This is a genomic window from Flavobacterium gawalongense (assembly GCF_007097265.1).
Taxonomy (GTDB): Bacteria; Bacteroidota; Bacteroidia; order Flavobacteriales; family Flavobacteriaceae; genus Flavobacterium; species Flavobacterium gawalongense.
Map to the genome: position 1 here is coordinate 50,846 of NZ_VJZP01000008.1, position 14,794 is coordinate 65,639.

A 14,794-nucleotide genomic window follows, 5' to 3' on the forward strand; every position below is an offset into this window, starting at 1 on the left:
ATTGTAAATATAATAAAATTAAATAGTATGCATGCATAATAAAAAAATAAAATCAATGCTTTCAAATGGCGCACAATCTTTTAGTGGCTTCTTCCAGAGTTGTATTGTCTTTGGCAAAGCAAAAACGAATTAATTTCAGGTCTTTCCCATCGGCATAAAAAGTAGAAATAGGGATAGCAGCCACACCATGTTCAATGATGAGACGTTTGCAAAAATCAACATCATTCTCATTTGAAATAGCAGCATAGGAAGCAACCTGAAAATAAGTTCCTTCACAAGGCATGAGTTCAAAGCGACTCTCTTTTAATAATTGTCTAAAATAATCTCGTTTTTCCTGATATAGTTTTCCGATTTCATCTACCGAAACCAAATCCAAATAGTCACTAATGGCTACTTGACAAATACTATTGACGCTAAAAACTAAAAATTGATGAACTTTTTTGATTTCCTTCATTAGGTTTTCGGGAGCAACCAGATAGCCCACTTTCCATCCGGTAACATGGAACGATTTTCCAAAAGAGGAAACTATCACACAACGATGGAGTAGTTTTTCCCGTGTATGTGCTGAAATATGTTTTTCCTCGAAAGTGATGTATTCATATACTTCATCCGAAAGAAGTAGGATATCAGGATATTTCTCCAGTAGGATTTCCAAAGCTTCAAAATCTGATTTCGTTAAAATTTTCCCCGTTGGATTGTGCGGATTATTAATAATAATCATTTTGGTCTTAGAAGAGCATACTTTTTCTATAGTTGCCCAATTTGGAGTGTAATCATCGTTTAGCGCCACCCGAACTGGATTTGCGTTGCATAATAATACAGGTGCTTCATAACAATCATAACTTGGATCCAGAATAATCACTTCATCATTGGTTTTTACCAAAGTCAGTATGGTAGTGAAAATTCCCTGAGTTGCACCGGCAGTTACCAGTATTTCTGTTTCAGCTTGAATTATTCTGCCGTATGAGTCATCGACAAGTGTAGCTATTTTTGATAATAGCGGTGGATATCCCGACATAGGCAGGTATTGGTGTACATTTTCTTTAGCGAGTTTGGCGACAATGTCAGTTAATCTTTCATTAACAGGAAAGTTTGGGAAACCTTGTGATAGGTTGATTGCGTTATGCTCGGTTGCCATTTTAGACATTACAGTAAAAATACTCGTGCTGATATTTGGTAGTTTACTCATAAAATAATTTTATTTATTATGTTATAAATGTACTGGTTTAATCATAATTTTGATTTTTTTGAATTATTATTATTATTATTATCAAAGAAAAATAGTTGTTTACTGTTTAGATTTCTCTAAACTTCAAGATAAATATTTGGATATGTTCCAAAAAAAAAGCTACCCGAATGATAGCTTTTAATTTATAGTTATTTGTGATTAGATTCCTTTTACAATATCCCCATTTGCATTGACAACTAATTTTCGAATTTCTTTATCTTTTTTTATTCTGAGGTTATATTCTTTTTTAATTACGTCACCTTCTTTTTGAGAATATAAATATTTATCATTTACAATTTTCCATCCTGGAAAAGCTTTGTAAACAGAGTAAATTACACTACTGGGAAGTCTTACATTTTTATAATTTTCTACAACACTAGTTAATTTTCCATTTTCATTGTAAGTAGCTGATAAAGAGCCTTTACTGGTTTCCATAACCACTAAATATGTTTCATATCCTTCGTAATCTTTCCCCAAATCATAAGCTATAAACTGTTCTTCTAGAGCTCTTACATCTTTATCAGGGTTTTTATCTGGTAGATATATAGAAAAGTCTTTTCCAGCACTTTTAATTACAACTCCTGGTAATTCTTCCATTCTTATATTTCCATCCATATCTTGCGAATAAGATGCAGTGGTTATGCTTAAAAATAACAAAACAATAATAAAACGTTTCATGACATTAGTTTTTAAATTATAATCAAGTCAGGCTACTATTATGATTAAAATATATTTGTCAAGGTTTATAATTTTCTTCCCCTTTTTTTGTTTTTTTTTGTAGGTTATTTAAATCATAATAGTTTAAAACATTAGAGGTTTTGTTTTTTTGAATTTTAAATCAAAAAAGGATATTGGGCACTAGTAAAATTAGTGTTTTTTTCAAAGTGATGCAGTTAATTTTTTCTATAAATAAAGTTAATATGAGTGGAGTTTTGTGCCTGTTTTTAGCAAGAAAATCCACTTGTAACCATAAATAAAAGGGAGAACTGTGATTTTTTGTTCAATGAAAAAATAATTTTTCAACAATCAACATTTTGTAAATTCACTTACTATTTTAATCTGTTGGCAAAAGGAGGTAAGACTATAGTTAGAAAGAATTTTTTCTAGTTTTTTTAAATTACCTATTATAAGCGGAAGTTTTTTTAATCTAATACCAAAGCTATTTTGTTCTGATTTTAAATTCAAAAATCAGGATGCTACATTTTATGAATTATAAAAATAGTAGGGCGGTTGTGCAAATCCACTTGTGTTTTTTTCCAATCAGAAGCTCGCATAGTTTTGATATATTCTGTTGGCAAAGTAATATCCGTTGCTATACAAAGATATGTTGCGGGATTTAAAGCCTGTAAAATATCCTCTAACATTTTATTATTTCTATAAGGTGTTTCTATAAAAATTTGAGATTGGTTTTTGTCCTGAGATAGTTTTTCCAGGTTTTTCAGAGCCGTTTTCTTTTCGCCTTTTTCAATTGGTAAATAGCCGTTGAAAGTAAAACTTTGCCCGTTCATTCCTGAAGCCATCATCGCCAAAAGGATTGAAGAAGGGCCTACTAGAGGTACAACTTGTATTCCTTTTTCATGTGCCAGCTTTACAATTACTGCGCCGGGATCAGCAACGCCAGGACAACCTGCTTCGCTCATTAAGCCCATATTTTTTCCTTCTAATAAAGGTTTTATGAAGTCTAAATGTTCTTTGGTTTCAGTATGTTTGTTTAAAACAAAAAGGTTCAGTTCCGATTGTTTCTTTTCAGGATTAACACCTTTGATGGATTTTCGTGCTGTTTTTTCGTTTTCAACGATGTAATAATCAATAAAATCAATACTTCTTTTTATGGTTTGTGGTAAGACATCCATAGGATCACTATCTCCCAATGTAGTTGGTATTAAATAGAGTTTTCCTAAAAAAGGGGTTGGTTTCATTGGTGTGATTTTATGTTTCTAAAGTAAATTGTGCGCTAAATTTTACTTGTAAGGAATAGAATTGCTTTTTTTAATGAACAATAAGTTCCTCGAAAATAAATTTTAACCGAAAGTTTATTGGTGTTTTGCTATTAATTTTTTTGCAATTACTTCACAAACTTCGTCAAGCATATTGTAAACTATTTCAAATCCGTTGGGTAAACCAAAATAAGGATCTGGTACATCTACATTTTCATTTGGAAATAATTCATTCAAAATAAGTTGTACTTTTTCTTTTTGATCTTGAGTTTCAGCTAGCTCAATTACGTTCTCATAATTAGAATTATCCATTACAAAAATATAATCATAAGAGTCAAAATCAGATTTGCTAAATTGTCGCCCTTTTTGATTTGAAATATTTATTTTATTGTTTTTTGCAACCGCAATAGAACGAACATCAGGCGAATGTCCAATGTGCCAAGAACCTGTTCCTGCAGAATCAACTGCAAATTTATTTTTAGGGAGTTTTGAAGCTAATATGCCTTCGGCCAAGGGAGACCGACAAATATTTCCTAAACAAACCATTAAAATTTTTATGGACATGATGCTTTTTATAGCGTTAATTTTTTATTGATATCTTCAACAAATTTTTTGAATTGTTTGTCGGTAGCAACTAAATTGTCAACGGTTTTGCATGCGTGTAATACTGTAGCGTGATCTCTATCTCCAATTTGTGAACCAATGTTCGCCAAAGATGCTTTTGTAAATTTTTTAGCAAAAAACATTGCTAATTGCCTCGCTTGTACAACATGCCTCTTTCGAGTTTTTGATTGAAGTGTTTCTAAATCCAATTGGAAATAATCTGAAACAATTTTTTGAATGTAATCGATAGAAATTTCTCTTTTTACATTTTTCACAAATTTTTCAACAACACTTTTAGCAAGTTCTAAAGTAACTTCTTTTTTATTAAAAGACGATTGTGCAATCAAGGAAATAATAGCTCCTTCCAATTCTCTCACATTCGATTTGATGTTACGGGCTACATATTCAATTATTTCTTCAGGTATTTCTACACCGTCTCTATACAATATGTTTTTAAGTATTGAAATTCTGGTTTCATAATCCGGTTGGTGCAATTCTGCAGACAATCCCCATTTGAAACGTGATAACAATCTTTGTTCAATATCTTGCATGTCAACTGGAGCCTTATCCGAAGTTAAGATAACCTGTTTGCCATTTTGATGCAAATAATTGAAAATATGGAAAAATACATCCTGAGTTCCTGATTTTCCAGAAAGGAATTGAACATCATCAATAATTAAAACATCAATTAATTGATAGAAGTGGATGAAATCATTTCGGTTATTTTTTTTTACCGAGTCAATATATTGTTGAGTGAAAATCTCTGCCGAAATATATAAAACAGTTTTTTCGGGATATTTATCTTTTATTTCCACACCAATAGCATGCGCTAAGTGTGTTTTGCCAAGACCAACTCCTCCAAAAATTAATAATGGATTAAATGAAGTTCCACCAGGTTTATTGGCAACAGCCATACCAGCAGAACGAGCTAATCTATTGGAGTCTCCTTCAAGAAAATTGTCAAAACTGTAATTTGCGTTAAGTTGAGATTCAATTTTTAAATTACGAATTCCTGGAATTACAAATGGATTTTTTAATTCCGGGTTTAAGTTTTTAAATGGAGCATCAACTTCTTGTGGCTTCATAGGAACTCTATTAGCACTTGGCAATTGTTCCGTAAACGGTTGTTTGTTGCCATAAGTGTTTTCCATTCTGATTTTATAGAGTAACTTTGCGTTTTTTCCGAGTTCTTTGGTAAGTGCCACTTTTAATAATTTTACATAGTGTTCTTCTAGCCATTCGTAGAAAAATTTACTTGGAACTTGAATATATAATGCATTGTCGGTTAGCTCAACTGATTTGATTGGTTCGAACCAAGTTTTGTAAGCTTGATCCTGAATGTTGTCTTTTATAAAAGACAAACAGTTTTCCCATACTGATTGAGCAGTTTTGTTCATATATTCTGTTAAATTATTTTTATTCGGTAATTATTATCTTACTAAAAAAAGAGTGAAATTTTATTGTTTTTCGGGGTAACAAATATGTGAACAAATTTCTGTAAAAAAAAATATATTGGGTAATAATTTTACAAATTATTGTTGTAAGGAACTTTTTAAATTTTAAATTTTTAATACATAATTAATGAAAGATCATAAAATAGACGTTAGGGTACGATACTCAGAAACAGACCAAATGGGAGTAGTTTATCATGGTAATTACGTTCCCTATTTTGAGATAGGTAGGGTGGAATGGCTTAGAAACAAAGGGATTTCATATAAAAGCATGGAAGAAAGTGGTATCGCGTTGCCGATTGTTTCTATGAATATAAATTATAAAAAATCGGCTCGTTATGATGAGTTGCTTACCGTTCATACTACTTTCAAAAGTCAGAGTTCAGTGAAGATAGAATTTGATTGTGTTATTTATAATGAATCTGATGAGTTATTAACAACTGCCCAATTTATTTTGGTTTTTGTGTCCTTAAAAACGGGTCGTCCAACAGCTCCTCCAGATTATATTTTAGATTTGTTAAAAACGATAGAATAAATTATAAAAACAGCAATTTTGAGTAAAAATTAGAGTCGTTTTATATCGATTTCAAACATCGGATTAAAAATGTCGAACACCATTTCGGCATTTTTTTTTCGGGTTTTCAGCTCTATTTTGCCAATAGGAAGTCCTGAATCTTCGTTTATTTCCATTTCTTGAGTCACAATTTCCAATCTTTTCTCCTTAATTACTCGCATTACTTTATTCATGTTTTTATAATCAAATGTGATTGAATAATGAATATTTATGGTTTTTTCGACTATCTCACAAGTTTCAAGAACCATTTGTGCGGTCGTTTTATAAGCGGATATCAATCCGCCAACACCTAATTTCACGCCACCAAAAATCCGAACCACTACTATTAATACATTGGTGATAGAAAACGACTGAATTTGTCCATAAATTGGCATTCCAGCGCTGTTGCTTGGTTCTCCGTCGTCATTAGCTCTGTAGGTTATTGTGTCAGTTCCTAATTGATAGGCGTAACAAAAATGCCCTGCATTGGGATGTTGTTTTTTTAAACTATCAATGATGGGTTTTACTTCATCTTCAGATTGAATAGGGTAAGCATAACCAAAGAATTTGCTGTTTTTTTCTTTGAATAGTATTTCTGAAGAGGGAAATTCAATGGTATTGTACGTGTCTTTAAATTCCAAAAGGTTCTAAATTATTTTTTTGTCAAATAAATTAACGACATCTTCTTTTCCAACTTGTAAATTCCAAACTTGAAATCCTAATGCAAGTGCAGCATCCGTATTTTCTTTTTTATCGTCAATAAATAAAGTACGCTTTGGAGCTAAATCATGCTTGTTTGCCAAGTAATTGAAAATTTCTGGGTTTGGTTTTCTCATTTCCACTTCAAACGAAAAATATACTTTCTCAAAACATTGATAAAAATCACTGTAAAATGAAATTCCGTTTTTTTGTTCGAAAGTTTCTATGTGAATGGAATCAGTATTGGACAAGAGAAACAATCGGTATTTTTTGGAAAGCATTTGAAGAAATTCAAGCCGGTACAATGGGAAATCAAGAAGAATGGCATTCCATGCAGCTAAAATTTCTTTTATAGAAGCATTTGGAACGTGCTTTTGAATGCCGAGAAGGAAATTTTCACGTGAGATTTGACCTGTTTCAAATTGAATATTCAAATGATCTAAGTCTTCATTCCACTCAGATAAGCCTAGTTTTTCTAAGGCATCCATAGTGGCTTGTTTATCTAAATTGATAAAAATATCCCCAAAATCAAAAATAATAGCATTAATCATGGTTTCTAGAAATTATAAGTTCATCATTGCTAATCGAATATTTTTCGAACGGTTTTTTATCTAGTATTGGGGCTTTTGTACCTGCAGTAAATTGAACGTTTCCAACAAAGATTCTTGCTTCGTCCCAAAGATTGGCATCAATAAAAGTCTGTACTGTTTGTCGTCCGCCTTCAATAATTACGGATTGAATTTGATGTTGATACAGCGCTTTTATTATTTGTTTTGCTATGTTTTGTTCAAAATCAATTACTTCAAAGATAGTGTTTTCTTTTTCAATTGTTGTTTTCGATTTCGAAAATAGGATAGTTTTAACCTGTTTGTCAAATATGTGACGGTCTTCCGGAATCCGATTATTTTGGTCTATAATCAATCGGATTGGATTTTTTCCAGACCAATCCCGTGCATTTAGTTTTGGATTGTCATCAATAACGGTTTGGGTTCCTACCAGAATAGCTTGCTCCTCGGTTCGCCATTTATGTACCAACTGTCTCGAATAGGAATTTGTAATCCAGAACGGTTTTTTTTCATTGTCATTCTGTCCTGAAGCTTCGGGATTACGAAGCGTCTCATCGGGTGCGATAAAACCATCCTGACTTTCGGCCCATTTTAGAATAATATAAGGTCTTTTCTTTTCGTGGAAAGTAAAAAAGCGTTTGTTCAGTTCATGACATTCCGCTTCCAGTATGCCAACCGTAACATGTATTCCGGCTTCAATTAATTTTTTGATGCCATTTCCAGCCACTTTCACATTAGGATCAACAGTACCAATTACCACATTTGGAATTTTATTTTTAATAATCAAATCGCAACAAGGCGGTGTTTTTCCAAAATGACTACACGGTTCTAAACTCACATAAATAGTCGCTTTTTTCAATAGCGATTTATCTTTTACGGAATTCACAGCATTTACTTCGGCGTGTGGTTCTCCTGCTTTTTTATGCCAGCCTTCGCCAATTATTTGGTCTTCATAAACAATTACACTGCCCACCAAAGGATTGGGATAGGTTGTTCCTAAACCATTTTTGGCTAACTGGATGCATCGTTTTATATATTTTTCATGTGTTTTCACAACACAAAAGTAGTTATTTTTGAGTTTAGCCCCGAAACTTCAGGATTAGTTTTGAAACTTTCGAAAATAACAATAAACAATTTCTACTTTTGTATGTAAAATTAGTTTCTGAAAGAAAATGGAAGATTATAGCATTAGAAAAATAAAAAAAGAAGACAATCAAGCAGTTGCACAACTAATACGAGCCGTTTTTGATGAATTGAACATTCCAAAAGTAGGAACTGCCTATGAAGATCCTTATTTGGATTTAATGTTTGAAGAGTATAATAAACCTAAATCAGTTTATTATGTTGTTGAAAAAAACGGGAAAATCATTGGTTCTGCCGGCGTTGCTCCACTTGAAAACGAAGCCGAAACTATTTGTGAATTGCAAAAAATGTATTTCCTTCCGGAAACTCGAGGCCTTGGAATTGGCAGTAAAATGATGGCTAAGTGTTTGCAGAGTGCAAAGGATTTTGGTTTTGAAAAATGTTACTTGGAAACCATGCCATTTATGCATGATGCCCAGAAATTATACAAAAAAGTAGGTTTCAAATATATTTGTTCTCCAATGGGAAGCACCGGTCATACAAGTTGTCCCGTTTGGATGTTGAAAGAGTTATAAGTTTTGAATTATGAGTTATGAATTGATAGCATTAATTCAGACAATCCAGATCCTATTAAAATGAAAATAAAAGAATACAGAACCCAATTTATTGAAGAACTCACTCCGATTTATGATGCGGGTGAAGCCGAGAGTTTTTTCTATCTGATTTTAGAGGAGAAACATCAATTAAAAAGAATTGACTTGGCGTTGCATCCTGATTTGGTTTTTTCGGAAGAGGAAATTGCGGTTTGGAATTCTATTTTGGAACCATTGCAACAGGAAATTCCAATTCAATACTTGTTGGGGAAAACCAGTTTTTATGGGTTAGATTTTGAAGTCAATGAAAACGTTTTGATTCCAAGACCGGAAACGGAAGAATTAGTCGAATGGATTATTAAAAGTAATTTAAAGATTGAAAAATTTAAAAATTTAAAGATTTTAGATATTGGAACCGGAAGCGGCTGCATTGCTATTTCATTGGCGAAAAATCTCCCCAATGCCCAAGTGTATGCAATTGATGTTTCCGAAAAGGCTTTGGCTACAGCCAAAAAAAATGCAGCAATCAACGAAGTGAATGTTACTTTTGTCAATCAAAATATTCTTGGAACCGAGGATTTGCAACAGCAATTTGATATTATCGTTTCCAATCCTCCTTATGTTCGGAATCTAGAAAAAGAGGAAATCAAGAAAAATGTTTTGGACAATGAACCGCATTTGGCTCTTTTTGTCGAAGATAATGATGCCTTGATTTTTTATAAAAAAATAGCCGAATTGGCTCAAAAAAATCTTTTGCCAAACGGACAATTGTATTTTGAAATCAATCAGTATTTAGGCAAAGAGATGGTTGATTTACTCGAAAAACTAAATTTCGCAACTATCGAATTACGAAAAGATATTTACGGAAATGACAGGATGATTAAAGGAAGTGATCAGTTCTAAGTATTCAGTATTTATAAATTGAAAACGAATCGCTGATTACTTTTTTTTAAGTTTTAGAGACTGACCACTGCAAACTACTCGTATCGCAACGCTTCAATAGGATCAAGTCTAGCTGCTTTTACCGCGGGATACAAACCAGAAACGATTGCCACGATAAAACTTGTAATAAAAGCTGCCATAATAGCGCCCCACGGAATTACAAACACAAAACTCATTGCGGTAGCGACTCCAAATCCAATTAAGATTCCAAAAATAATTCCGACCAATCCGCCTAATTGGCCGATAAGTAATGTTTCTATGAAAAACTGAAAAGCAATCGTAGTTTTTTTGGCTCCCAAGGCTTTTCGAACTCCAATTTCTCTAGTGCGTTCCGTTACCGAAACAATCATGATATTCATCAAAGCGATCGAAGAACCAAGAACGGTGATAATACCAATAAGCCAGGATGCAAGTCCAAGATATTTAGTAATTCCAAGGATTCTATTGATCAAGTCATCACTACGGACGACTCCAAAATTATTGTCTTTCACAGGACTTAATTTACGAACTCTGCGCATAGTGCTTGTTGCGTTGTCAATCGCCTGATCCAGTAATTCTTTTTTGGCAACCATAACGCTCATCGTGTAGTTTATGTCAGGTGTCGTAAACAAGGAACGAGCTACCTGAATGGGAATTAAAACCCGTAAATCCTGGCTGTTCCCAAAGGTGGATCCCTTTTCTTTCAGTACGCCGATAACTTTAAATTTAGCGCCACGAATAGAAATTATTTTATCAATAGGATTCACATCTTTCAACAATCCTTTTTCAAAATCAGACCCCACAACACAAACATAAGAATTGTTGTCGATATCAAATCCGGTAAAATTTCGTCCCAAATTGGTTTCTAAACCGGAATTAGTAATAAAATGCTGATCAACACCTAAGATGCTAATTTCGGGATCGGTTTCTGTGGCTTCATATTTCACTTCGGCAGTAGAAGTTGCCGTAAAAGAAACTGAGGTTTCGGTAAAAGGATAGTTGAATTTATTTTGGAAAGCAACAGCTTCGGGATAGGAAATGATTGGATTTATAATTTCACGTTCCTGTCCACCGCGATTTCTTATTTCGTTTTCATACTGATTGATATTAAAAGTATTGGCTCCCATCGAAGCAAAATCAGATGAAATAGTATTTTCTAAAGCAGAAACAACGGTTAGGATTCCGACTAAAGCGGTAATTCCAATCGCAATAATCAGCACTGTAAGTATGGTTCGTAACAATTGTGTTCTGATAGAACCAAATGCAATCCGAATATTTTCTTTGAATAATTTTAGCATCATACGAGTTTGACACGAAAATACAATTTTTGTTACAAGTTTTCTTTTCAAAAATTCTAATTTATTCCAATCTCTTTTTCCTTGGATCTATTTCCAGCTTTTCACTACAATCTGTCAGTAAAAACAATATTATTTTTACTTCTATATTTTCGCTTCACTGTGGGCTAGTCATTATGCAATAAAATGCGGGAATTTGTAAACAGATTTATTTTAAAAATAAGATATTTGCAAAGAATCAGAATTTGGAATTTTTCAACAATTCCTAAATCTGAAAATCTAAAAATCCAATAATCAAAAAATGGCATCAAAACCGAGCATTCCAAAAGGGACTAGAGATTTTTCACCAACTGAGGTGGCAAAACGTCAATATATCATTCAGATTATAAAAAGTAATTTCGAGAAATTTGGTTTCCAACCTATAGAAACGCCTTCATTCGAAAATTCCGAAACCTTAATGGGAAAATACGGAGAAGAAGGCGATCGATTGATTTTCAAAATATTAAATTCCGGAGATTATTTGGCGAAAGCCAATGCAACTCATTTAGAAAATAAAGATAGTACTAAATTGACGCCAAGTATTTCTGAAAAAGCCTTGCGTTATGATTTAACTGTTCCGTTTGCTCGTTATGTAGTACAACATCAAAATGAAATTGAATTTCCATTCAAAAGATACCAAATTCAACCCGTTTGGCGTGCAGACCGTCCACAAAAAGGACGTTTTAGAGAATTTTTTCAATGTGATGCTGATGTCGTGGGTTCAAAATCCTTGTGGCAGGAAGTAGAATTAGTTCAGTTGTATGATACTGTTTTTTCGGCTTTGGGTTTAAATGGAGTAACCATCAAAATCAATAACAGAAAAATTTTATCTGGGATTGCTGAAGTGATTGGCGCGTCAGATAAATTAATAGATTTCACTGTTGCGTTGGACAAACTAGATAAAATAGGTGAGGATGGCGTGAAAAAAGAAATGATGGAGAAAGGCATTTCTGAAAAAGCTATTGAAAAAGTACAACCGTTATTTAATTTCACTGGAACCATTTCGGAAAAAATAAGCCAACTTTCGGTTTTGCTTGCGGAATCCAGTGAAGGAATGAAAGGCGTGGAAGAGTTGCGTTTTATTTGTGACAACGTGATGAAACTTGGATTAAACACTTCCATTTTAGATTTGGATGTGACACTGGCGAGAGGTTTAAATTATTATACAGGAGCTATTTTTGAAGTGGCTCCGCCAAAATCAGTTGCCATGGGATCTATTGGCGGCGGTGGAAGATATGATGATTTGACTGGAATTTTCGGACTCAAAAACATGAGTGGAGTTGGAATTTCTTTTGGATTGGACCGAATCTATTTGGTTATCGAAGAATTGAATTTATTTCCTGAAACCGTAACAGCAACTTCCAAAGCGTTGTTTATTAATTATGGTGACACAGAAGCTTTTTATGGATTGCAAGCCATACAAAAATTAAGAGCTTCCGGAATAAAAGTTGAATTGTACCCGGATAATGCGAAGGTGGCCAAACAGTTTCAACATGCGGATAAACGAGGAATTCCTTTTGCTGTAATTGTAGGGGAGCAAGAAATGGATTCTAATTCTTTTTCGCTTAAAAATTTAGTGACAGGAGAACAGGTTTTGCTGGATTTTGGAGGTCTTAAAAACGCACTTTCATAAGTGAGATTTAAAACATAAAAAAAGCTTCGTTTTATAAAACGAAGCTTTTTTTAATATAGGGTAATATGAATTAATAATTTTTTAGTGGGCAACCTTTTGTGTTTTCTTCAAAAAAACATTAACAAATTTATGTAATTTATATCGAGATAGTCTTAAAATTATATTAAATTTTTAGCGCGACGCATTAAAATTATTTTGTTGTAATTAATTAAAAATAAAAGAGTGTTTCAATATTAAGATGACAATTTGACATTTTATAAGATTTGGCAGTACTTTTGCAGTCCAAAGAAAAGAATAAAAACGATGTTTAAGAATTTTTTTAAAAATACAAGTAATATGACTACTGAAAATACAGAAATCGATCAAGAAATAGACGAAGTAACATTAGAAAAAAATGCGAATGGTGAGCAGCTTATTATTGAGGAATTAAGTGTTGAAGAGCAATTAACTCAAGACTTAGCCAAAGAAAAAGATAAGTATTTACGATTATTTGCTGAATTTGAAAATTACAAACGAAGAACTTCTAAAGAACGTATTGAGTTGTTTAAAACAGCAAATCAAGAAGTTTTACTTGCGATGTTGCCTGTTTTAGATGATTTTGACAGAGCTATTGTGGAAATAAGCAAATCTGAAGATGAAATTTTATTGAAAGGGGTGGAGCTTATTCATGAGAAATTAAAAAACACATTAGTTTCTAAAGGATTAGAACAAGTTGAGGTTAAAGCTGGAGATCCTTTTGATGCGGATTTTGCCGAAGCAATAACTCAAATTCCTGCGCCGTCAGCCAAGATGAAAGGTAAAATTGTTGATGTTCTTGAAAAAGGATACAAATTGGGAGACAAAATCATTCGTTTTCCAAAAGTTGTTATTGGACAATAAAGACGCGATTTATCATGTCTTAAGTTTAGGAAAGAAGCAATCTACCGCGTCTTAATATAGGGCAGTTACGCGATTTATCACGTGTCTGTTTCATAAAAAATTAAAAATGAAAAAAGATTTTTACGAAATATTAGGCATTTCAAAAAATGCTGATGCAGCCGAAATTAAAAAAGCATATAGAAAACAAGCAATAGCACATCATCCTGACAAAAATCCTGGAGACAAATCGGCAGAAGAAAAATTTAAATTAGCAGCCGAGGCATACGAAATACTAAGTGATCCTCAGAAAAAAGCCAAATACGATCAATACGGTCATCAAGCTTTTGATGGTTCAGGCGGTTTTGGTGGAGGCGGTCACGGCGGAATGAATATGGATGATATTTTCAGTCAGTTTGGTGATATTTTCGGAGGCGGTTTTGGTGGTTTCGGAGGTGGCGGAGTTCGTCGTGCTAAAGGAAGCAACCTTCGTATCAAAGTAAAATTGACATTGGAAGAAATTGCTAATGGAGTAGAGAAAAAAGTAAAAGTAAAACGTAAGGTTCAAGCACCTGGAGTTACTTATAAAACATGTTCTACCTGTAATGGTCAAGGACAGGTAATGCGTGTTACCAATACGATTTTAGGTAGAATGCAATCCGCTTCAACTTGTCCAACTTGTAGTGGTTCAGGTCAAATTTTAGATAAAAAACCAGCAAATGCGGATTCACAAGGGATGATTCTTGAAGACGAAACCGTTTCAATAAAAATACCTGCAGGTGTAGTTGACGGAATGCAATTAAAAGTTTCCAATAAAGGGAATGATGCTCCGGGGAATAGTATTCCAGGAGATTTAATTGTAGCTATTGAAGAGATTGAGCATGAATTTTTGAAACGTGAAGGGGAGAATTTGCATTATGATTTATACATCAGTTTTGCTGAAGCAGTATTAGGAATTTCAAAAGATATTGAAGCCATAAACGGAAAAGTCAGAATTAAACTGGAAGAAGGAATTCAGTCGGGTAAAATTCTAAGACTTAAAGGAAAAGGAATTCCGAGTTTAAACGGATATGGTAACGGAGATTTACTGGTACATGTTAATGTTTGGACACCGAAAATACTAAACAAAGACCAAAAACAGTTTTTTGAAAAAAATCTTACCGATGAGAATTTTATTCCAAATCCTGAAAAATCAGACAAATCATTTTTCGAGAAAGTAAAAGATATGTTTTCATAATAAAACACGTAGAGATGCGATTTATCGCGTCTGATTAAGAAATATAATCCCCATCCTTGTTAAAATAAGGATGGGTTTTTTATGAAACAATTCTAAGTATT

The 14,794-nt window shown here is 33.1% G+C and carries 15 protein-coding genes; 6 read left to right on the forward strand and 9 right to left on the reverse strand.

Translation table 11 applies throughout. From position 1 onward, the window contains the following. Nucleotides 1–61: 61 nt before the first annotated feature. From FNW38_RS06395 to dnaA, 5 genes are all read right to left on the reverse strand, one after another. Nucleotides 62–1,189 carry a methionine aminotransferase gene (locus FNW38_RS06395; protein ID WP_143388443.1) on the reverse strand — a complete coding sequence of 376 codons (1,128 nt, stop codon included), beginning with the start codon at nt 1,187–1,189 and terminating at the stop codon, nt 62–64. Nucleotides 1,190–1,387: 198 nt separating this feature from the next. After that, nucleotides 1,388–1,906, reverse strand: a complete 519-nt coding sequence (locus FNW38_RS06400; protein ID WP_143388444.1) for a hypothetical protein — start codon at nt 1,904–1,906, stop codon at nt 1,388–1,390. 518 nt (nt 1,907–2,424) lie between these two features. After that, nucleotides 2,425–3,147 (reverse strand): SAM-dependent methyltransferase, encoded by a 723-nt coding sequence (locus FNW38_RS06405; protein WP_143388445.1) that lies wholly within the window; start codon nt 3,145–3,147, stop codon nt 2,425–2,427. A gap of 114 nt (nt 3,148–3,261) precedes the next feature. After that, entirely contained in the window at nt 3,262–3,729 is a 468-nt protein-coding gene (locus FNW38_RS06410; RefSeq protein ID WP_143388446.1) for a low molecular weight protein-tyrosine-phosphatase, read from the reverse strand. 8 nt (nt 3,730–3,737) lie between these two features. Then, nucleotides 3,738–5,165: a chromosomal replication initiator protein DnaA gene (gene dnaA, locus FNW38_RS06415; protein ID WP_035674283.1), complete on the reverse strand. Its 1,428-nt coding sequence runs from the start codon at nt 5,163–5,165 to the stop codon at nt 3,738–3,740. A 184-nt stretch (nt 5,166–5,349) separates the two neighbouring features. Here dnaA and FNW38_RS06420 point away from each other — a divergent pair, with 184 nt between their 5' ends. Next, nucleotides 5,350–5,754 (forward strand): acyl-CoA thioesterase, encoded by a 405-nt coding sequence (locus tag FNW38_RS06420; RefSeq protein ID WP_143388447.1) that lies wholly within the window; start codon nt 5,350–5,352, stop codon nt 5,752–5,754. Between the two features lie 29 nt (nt 5,755–5,783). On the opposite strand, the gene FNW38_RS06425 is transcribed toward FNW38_RS06420, so the two are convergent. The 3 genes from FNW38_RS06425 to ribD are packed head-to-tail and all read right to left on the reverse strand — an operon-like array spanning nt 5,784 to nt 8,091. Next, the gene (locus FNW38_RS06425) at nt 5,784–6,413 is read right to left on the reverse strand and encodes an IMPACT family protein (protein WP_143388448.1); all 630 of its coding nucleotides are present in this window, start codon (nt 6,411–6,413) and stop codon (nt 5,784–5,786) included. Nucleotides 6,414–6,419: 6 nt separating this feature from the next. Next, on the reverse strand, nt 6,420–7,022 hold the full coding sequence (locus FNW38_RS06430) for an HAD family hydrolase (RefSeq protein ID WP_143388449.1): 603 nt from the start codon (nt 7,020–7,022) through the stop codon (nt 6,420–6,422). Then, complete coding sequence (gene ribD, locus FNW38_RS06435; RefSeq protein ID WP_144064740.1) at nt 7,015–8,091, reverse strand: bifunctional diaminohydroxyphosphoribosylaminopyrimidine deaminase/5-amino-6-(5-phosphoribosylamino)uracil reductase RibD; 1,077 nt, start codon at nt 8,089–8,091, stop codon at nt 7,015–7,017. Before ribD ends, FNW38_RS06430 begins: the two co-directional genes overlap by 8 nt. 118 nt (nt 8,092–8,209) lie before the next feature. Here ribD and FNW38_RS06440 point away from each other — a divergent pair, with 118 nt between their 5' ends. After that, nucleotides 8,210–8,695 carry a GNAT family N-acetyltransferase gene (locus tag FNW38_RS06440; protein ID WP_143388451.1) on the forward strand — a complete coding sequence of 162 codons (486 nt, stop codon included), beginning with the start codon at nt 8,210–8,212 and terminating at the stop codon, nt 8,693–8,695. A 60-nt stretch (nt 8,696–8,755) separates the two neighbouring features. Continuing rightward, nucleotides 8,756–9,616 (forward strand): peptide chain release factor N(5)-glutamine methyltransferase, encoded by an 861-nt coding sequence (prmC, locus tag FNW38_RS06445; RefSeq protein WP_143388452.1) that lies wholly within the window; start codon nt 8,756–8,758, stop codon nt 9,614–9,616. A 74-nt stretch (nt 9,617–9,690) separates the two neighbouring features. On the opposite strand, the gene FNW38_RS06450 is transcribed toward prmC, so the two are convergent. Next, nucleotides 9,691–10,935, reverse strand: a complete 1,245-nt coding sequence (locus FNW38_RS06450) for an ABC transporter permease (protein ID WP_185963100.1) — start codon at nt 10,933–10,935, stop codon at nt 9,691–9,693. 295 nt (nt 10,936–11,230) lie between these two features. On the opposite strand from FNW38_RS06450, the gene hisS reads away from it, so the two are divergent. The 3 genes from hisS to dnaJ all read left to right on the forward strand — a co-directional run bounded on the left by hisS (nt 11,231) and on the right by dnaJ (nt 14,693). Further along, a complete protein-coding gene (gene hisS / locus FNW38_RS06455; RefSeq protein ID WP_143388453.1) occupies nt 11,231–12,601 on the forward strand; it encodes a histidine--tRNA ligase in 1,371 nt (456 codons plus the stop codon). A 303-nt stretch (nt 12,602–12,904) separates the two neighbouring features. Continuing rightward, nucleotides 12,905–13,480 carry a nucleotide exchange factor GrpE gene (locus FNW38_RS06460; RefSeq protein ID WP_143388454.1) on the forward strand — a complete coding sequence of 192 codons (576 nt, stop codon included), beginning with the start codon at nt 12,905–12,907 and terminating at the stop codon, nt 13,478–13,480. A 106-nt stretch (nt 13,481–13,586) separates the two neighbouring features. Further along, nucleotides 13,587–14,693, forward strand: coding sequence for a molecular chaperone DnaJ (gene dnaJ / locus FNW38_RS06465; protein ID WP_143388455.1), 1,107 nt, complete (start codon nt 13,587–13,589; stop codon nt 14,691–14,693). The last annotated feature ends 101 nt before the right edge of the window (nt 14,694–14,794 follow it).

Excerpts from the sequence above, each read along its gene's own strand:
- FNW38_RS06395 (WP_143388443.1), bottom strand. The coding sequence starts at position 1,189 with ATGAGTAAACTACCAAATATCAGCACGAGTATTTTTACTGTAATGTCT.
- FNW38_RS06400 (WP_143388444.1), bottom strand. The coding sequence starts at position 1,906 with ATGAAACGTTTTATTATTGTTTTGTTATTTTTAAGCATAACCACTGCA.
- FNW38_RS06405 (WP_143388445.1), bottom strand. The coding sequence starts at position 3,147 with ATGAAACCAACCCCTTTTTTAGGAAAACTCTATTTAATACCAACTACA.
- FNW38_RS06410 (WP_143388446.1), bottom strand. The coding sequence starts at position 3,729 with ATGTCCATAAAAATTTTAATGGTTTGTTTAGGAAATATTTGTCGGTCT.
- dnaA (WP_035674283.1), bottom strand. The coding sequence starts at position 5,165 with ATGAACAAAACTGCTCAATCAGTATGGGAAAACTGTTTGTCTTTTATA.
- FNW38_RS06420 (WP_143388447.1), top strand. The coding sequence starts at position 5,350 with ATGAAAGATCATAAAATAGACGTTAGGGTACGATACTCAGAAACAGAC.
- FNW38_RS06430 (WP_143388449.1), bottom strand. The coding sequence starts at position 7,022 with ATGATTAATGCTATTATTTTTGATTTTGGGGATATTTTTATCAATTTA.
- FNW38_RS06440 (WP_143388451.1), top strand. The coding sequence starts at position 8,210 with ATGGAAGATTATAGCATTAGAAAAATAAAAAAAGAAGACAATCAAGCA.
- prmC (WP_143388452.1), top strand. The coding sequence starts at position 8,756 with ATGAAAATAAAAGAATACAGAACCCAATTTATTGAAGAACTCACTCCG.
- FNW38_RS06450 (WP_185963100.1), bottom strand. The coding sequence starts at position 10,935 with ATGATGCTAAAATTATTCAAAGAAAATATTCGGATTGCATTTGGTTCT.
- hisS (WP_143388453.1), top strand. The coding sequence starts at position 11,231 with ATGGCATCAAAACCGAGCATTCCAAAAGGGACTAGAGATTTTTCACCA.
- FNW38_RS06460 (WP_143388454.1), top strand. The coding sequence starts at position 12,905 with ATGTTTAAGAATTTTTTTAAAAATACAAGTAATATGACTACTGAAAAT.
- dnaJ (WP_143388455.1), top strand. The coding sequence starts at position 13,587 with ATGAAAAAAGATTTTTACGAAATATTAGGCATTTCAAAAAATGCTGAT.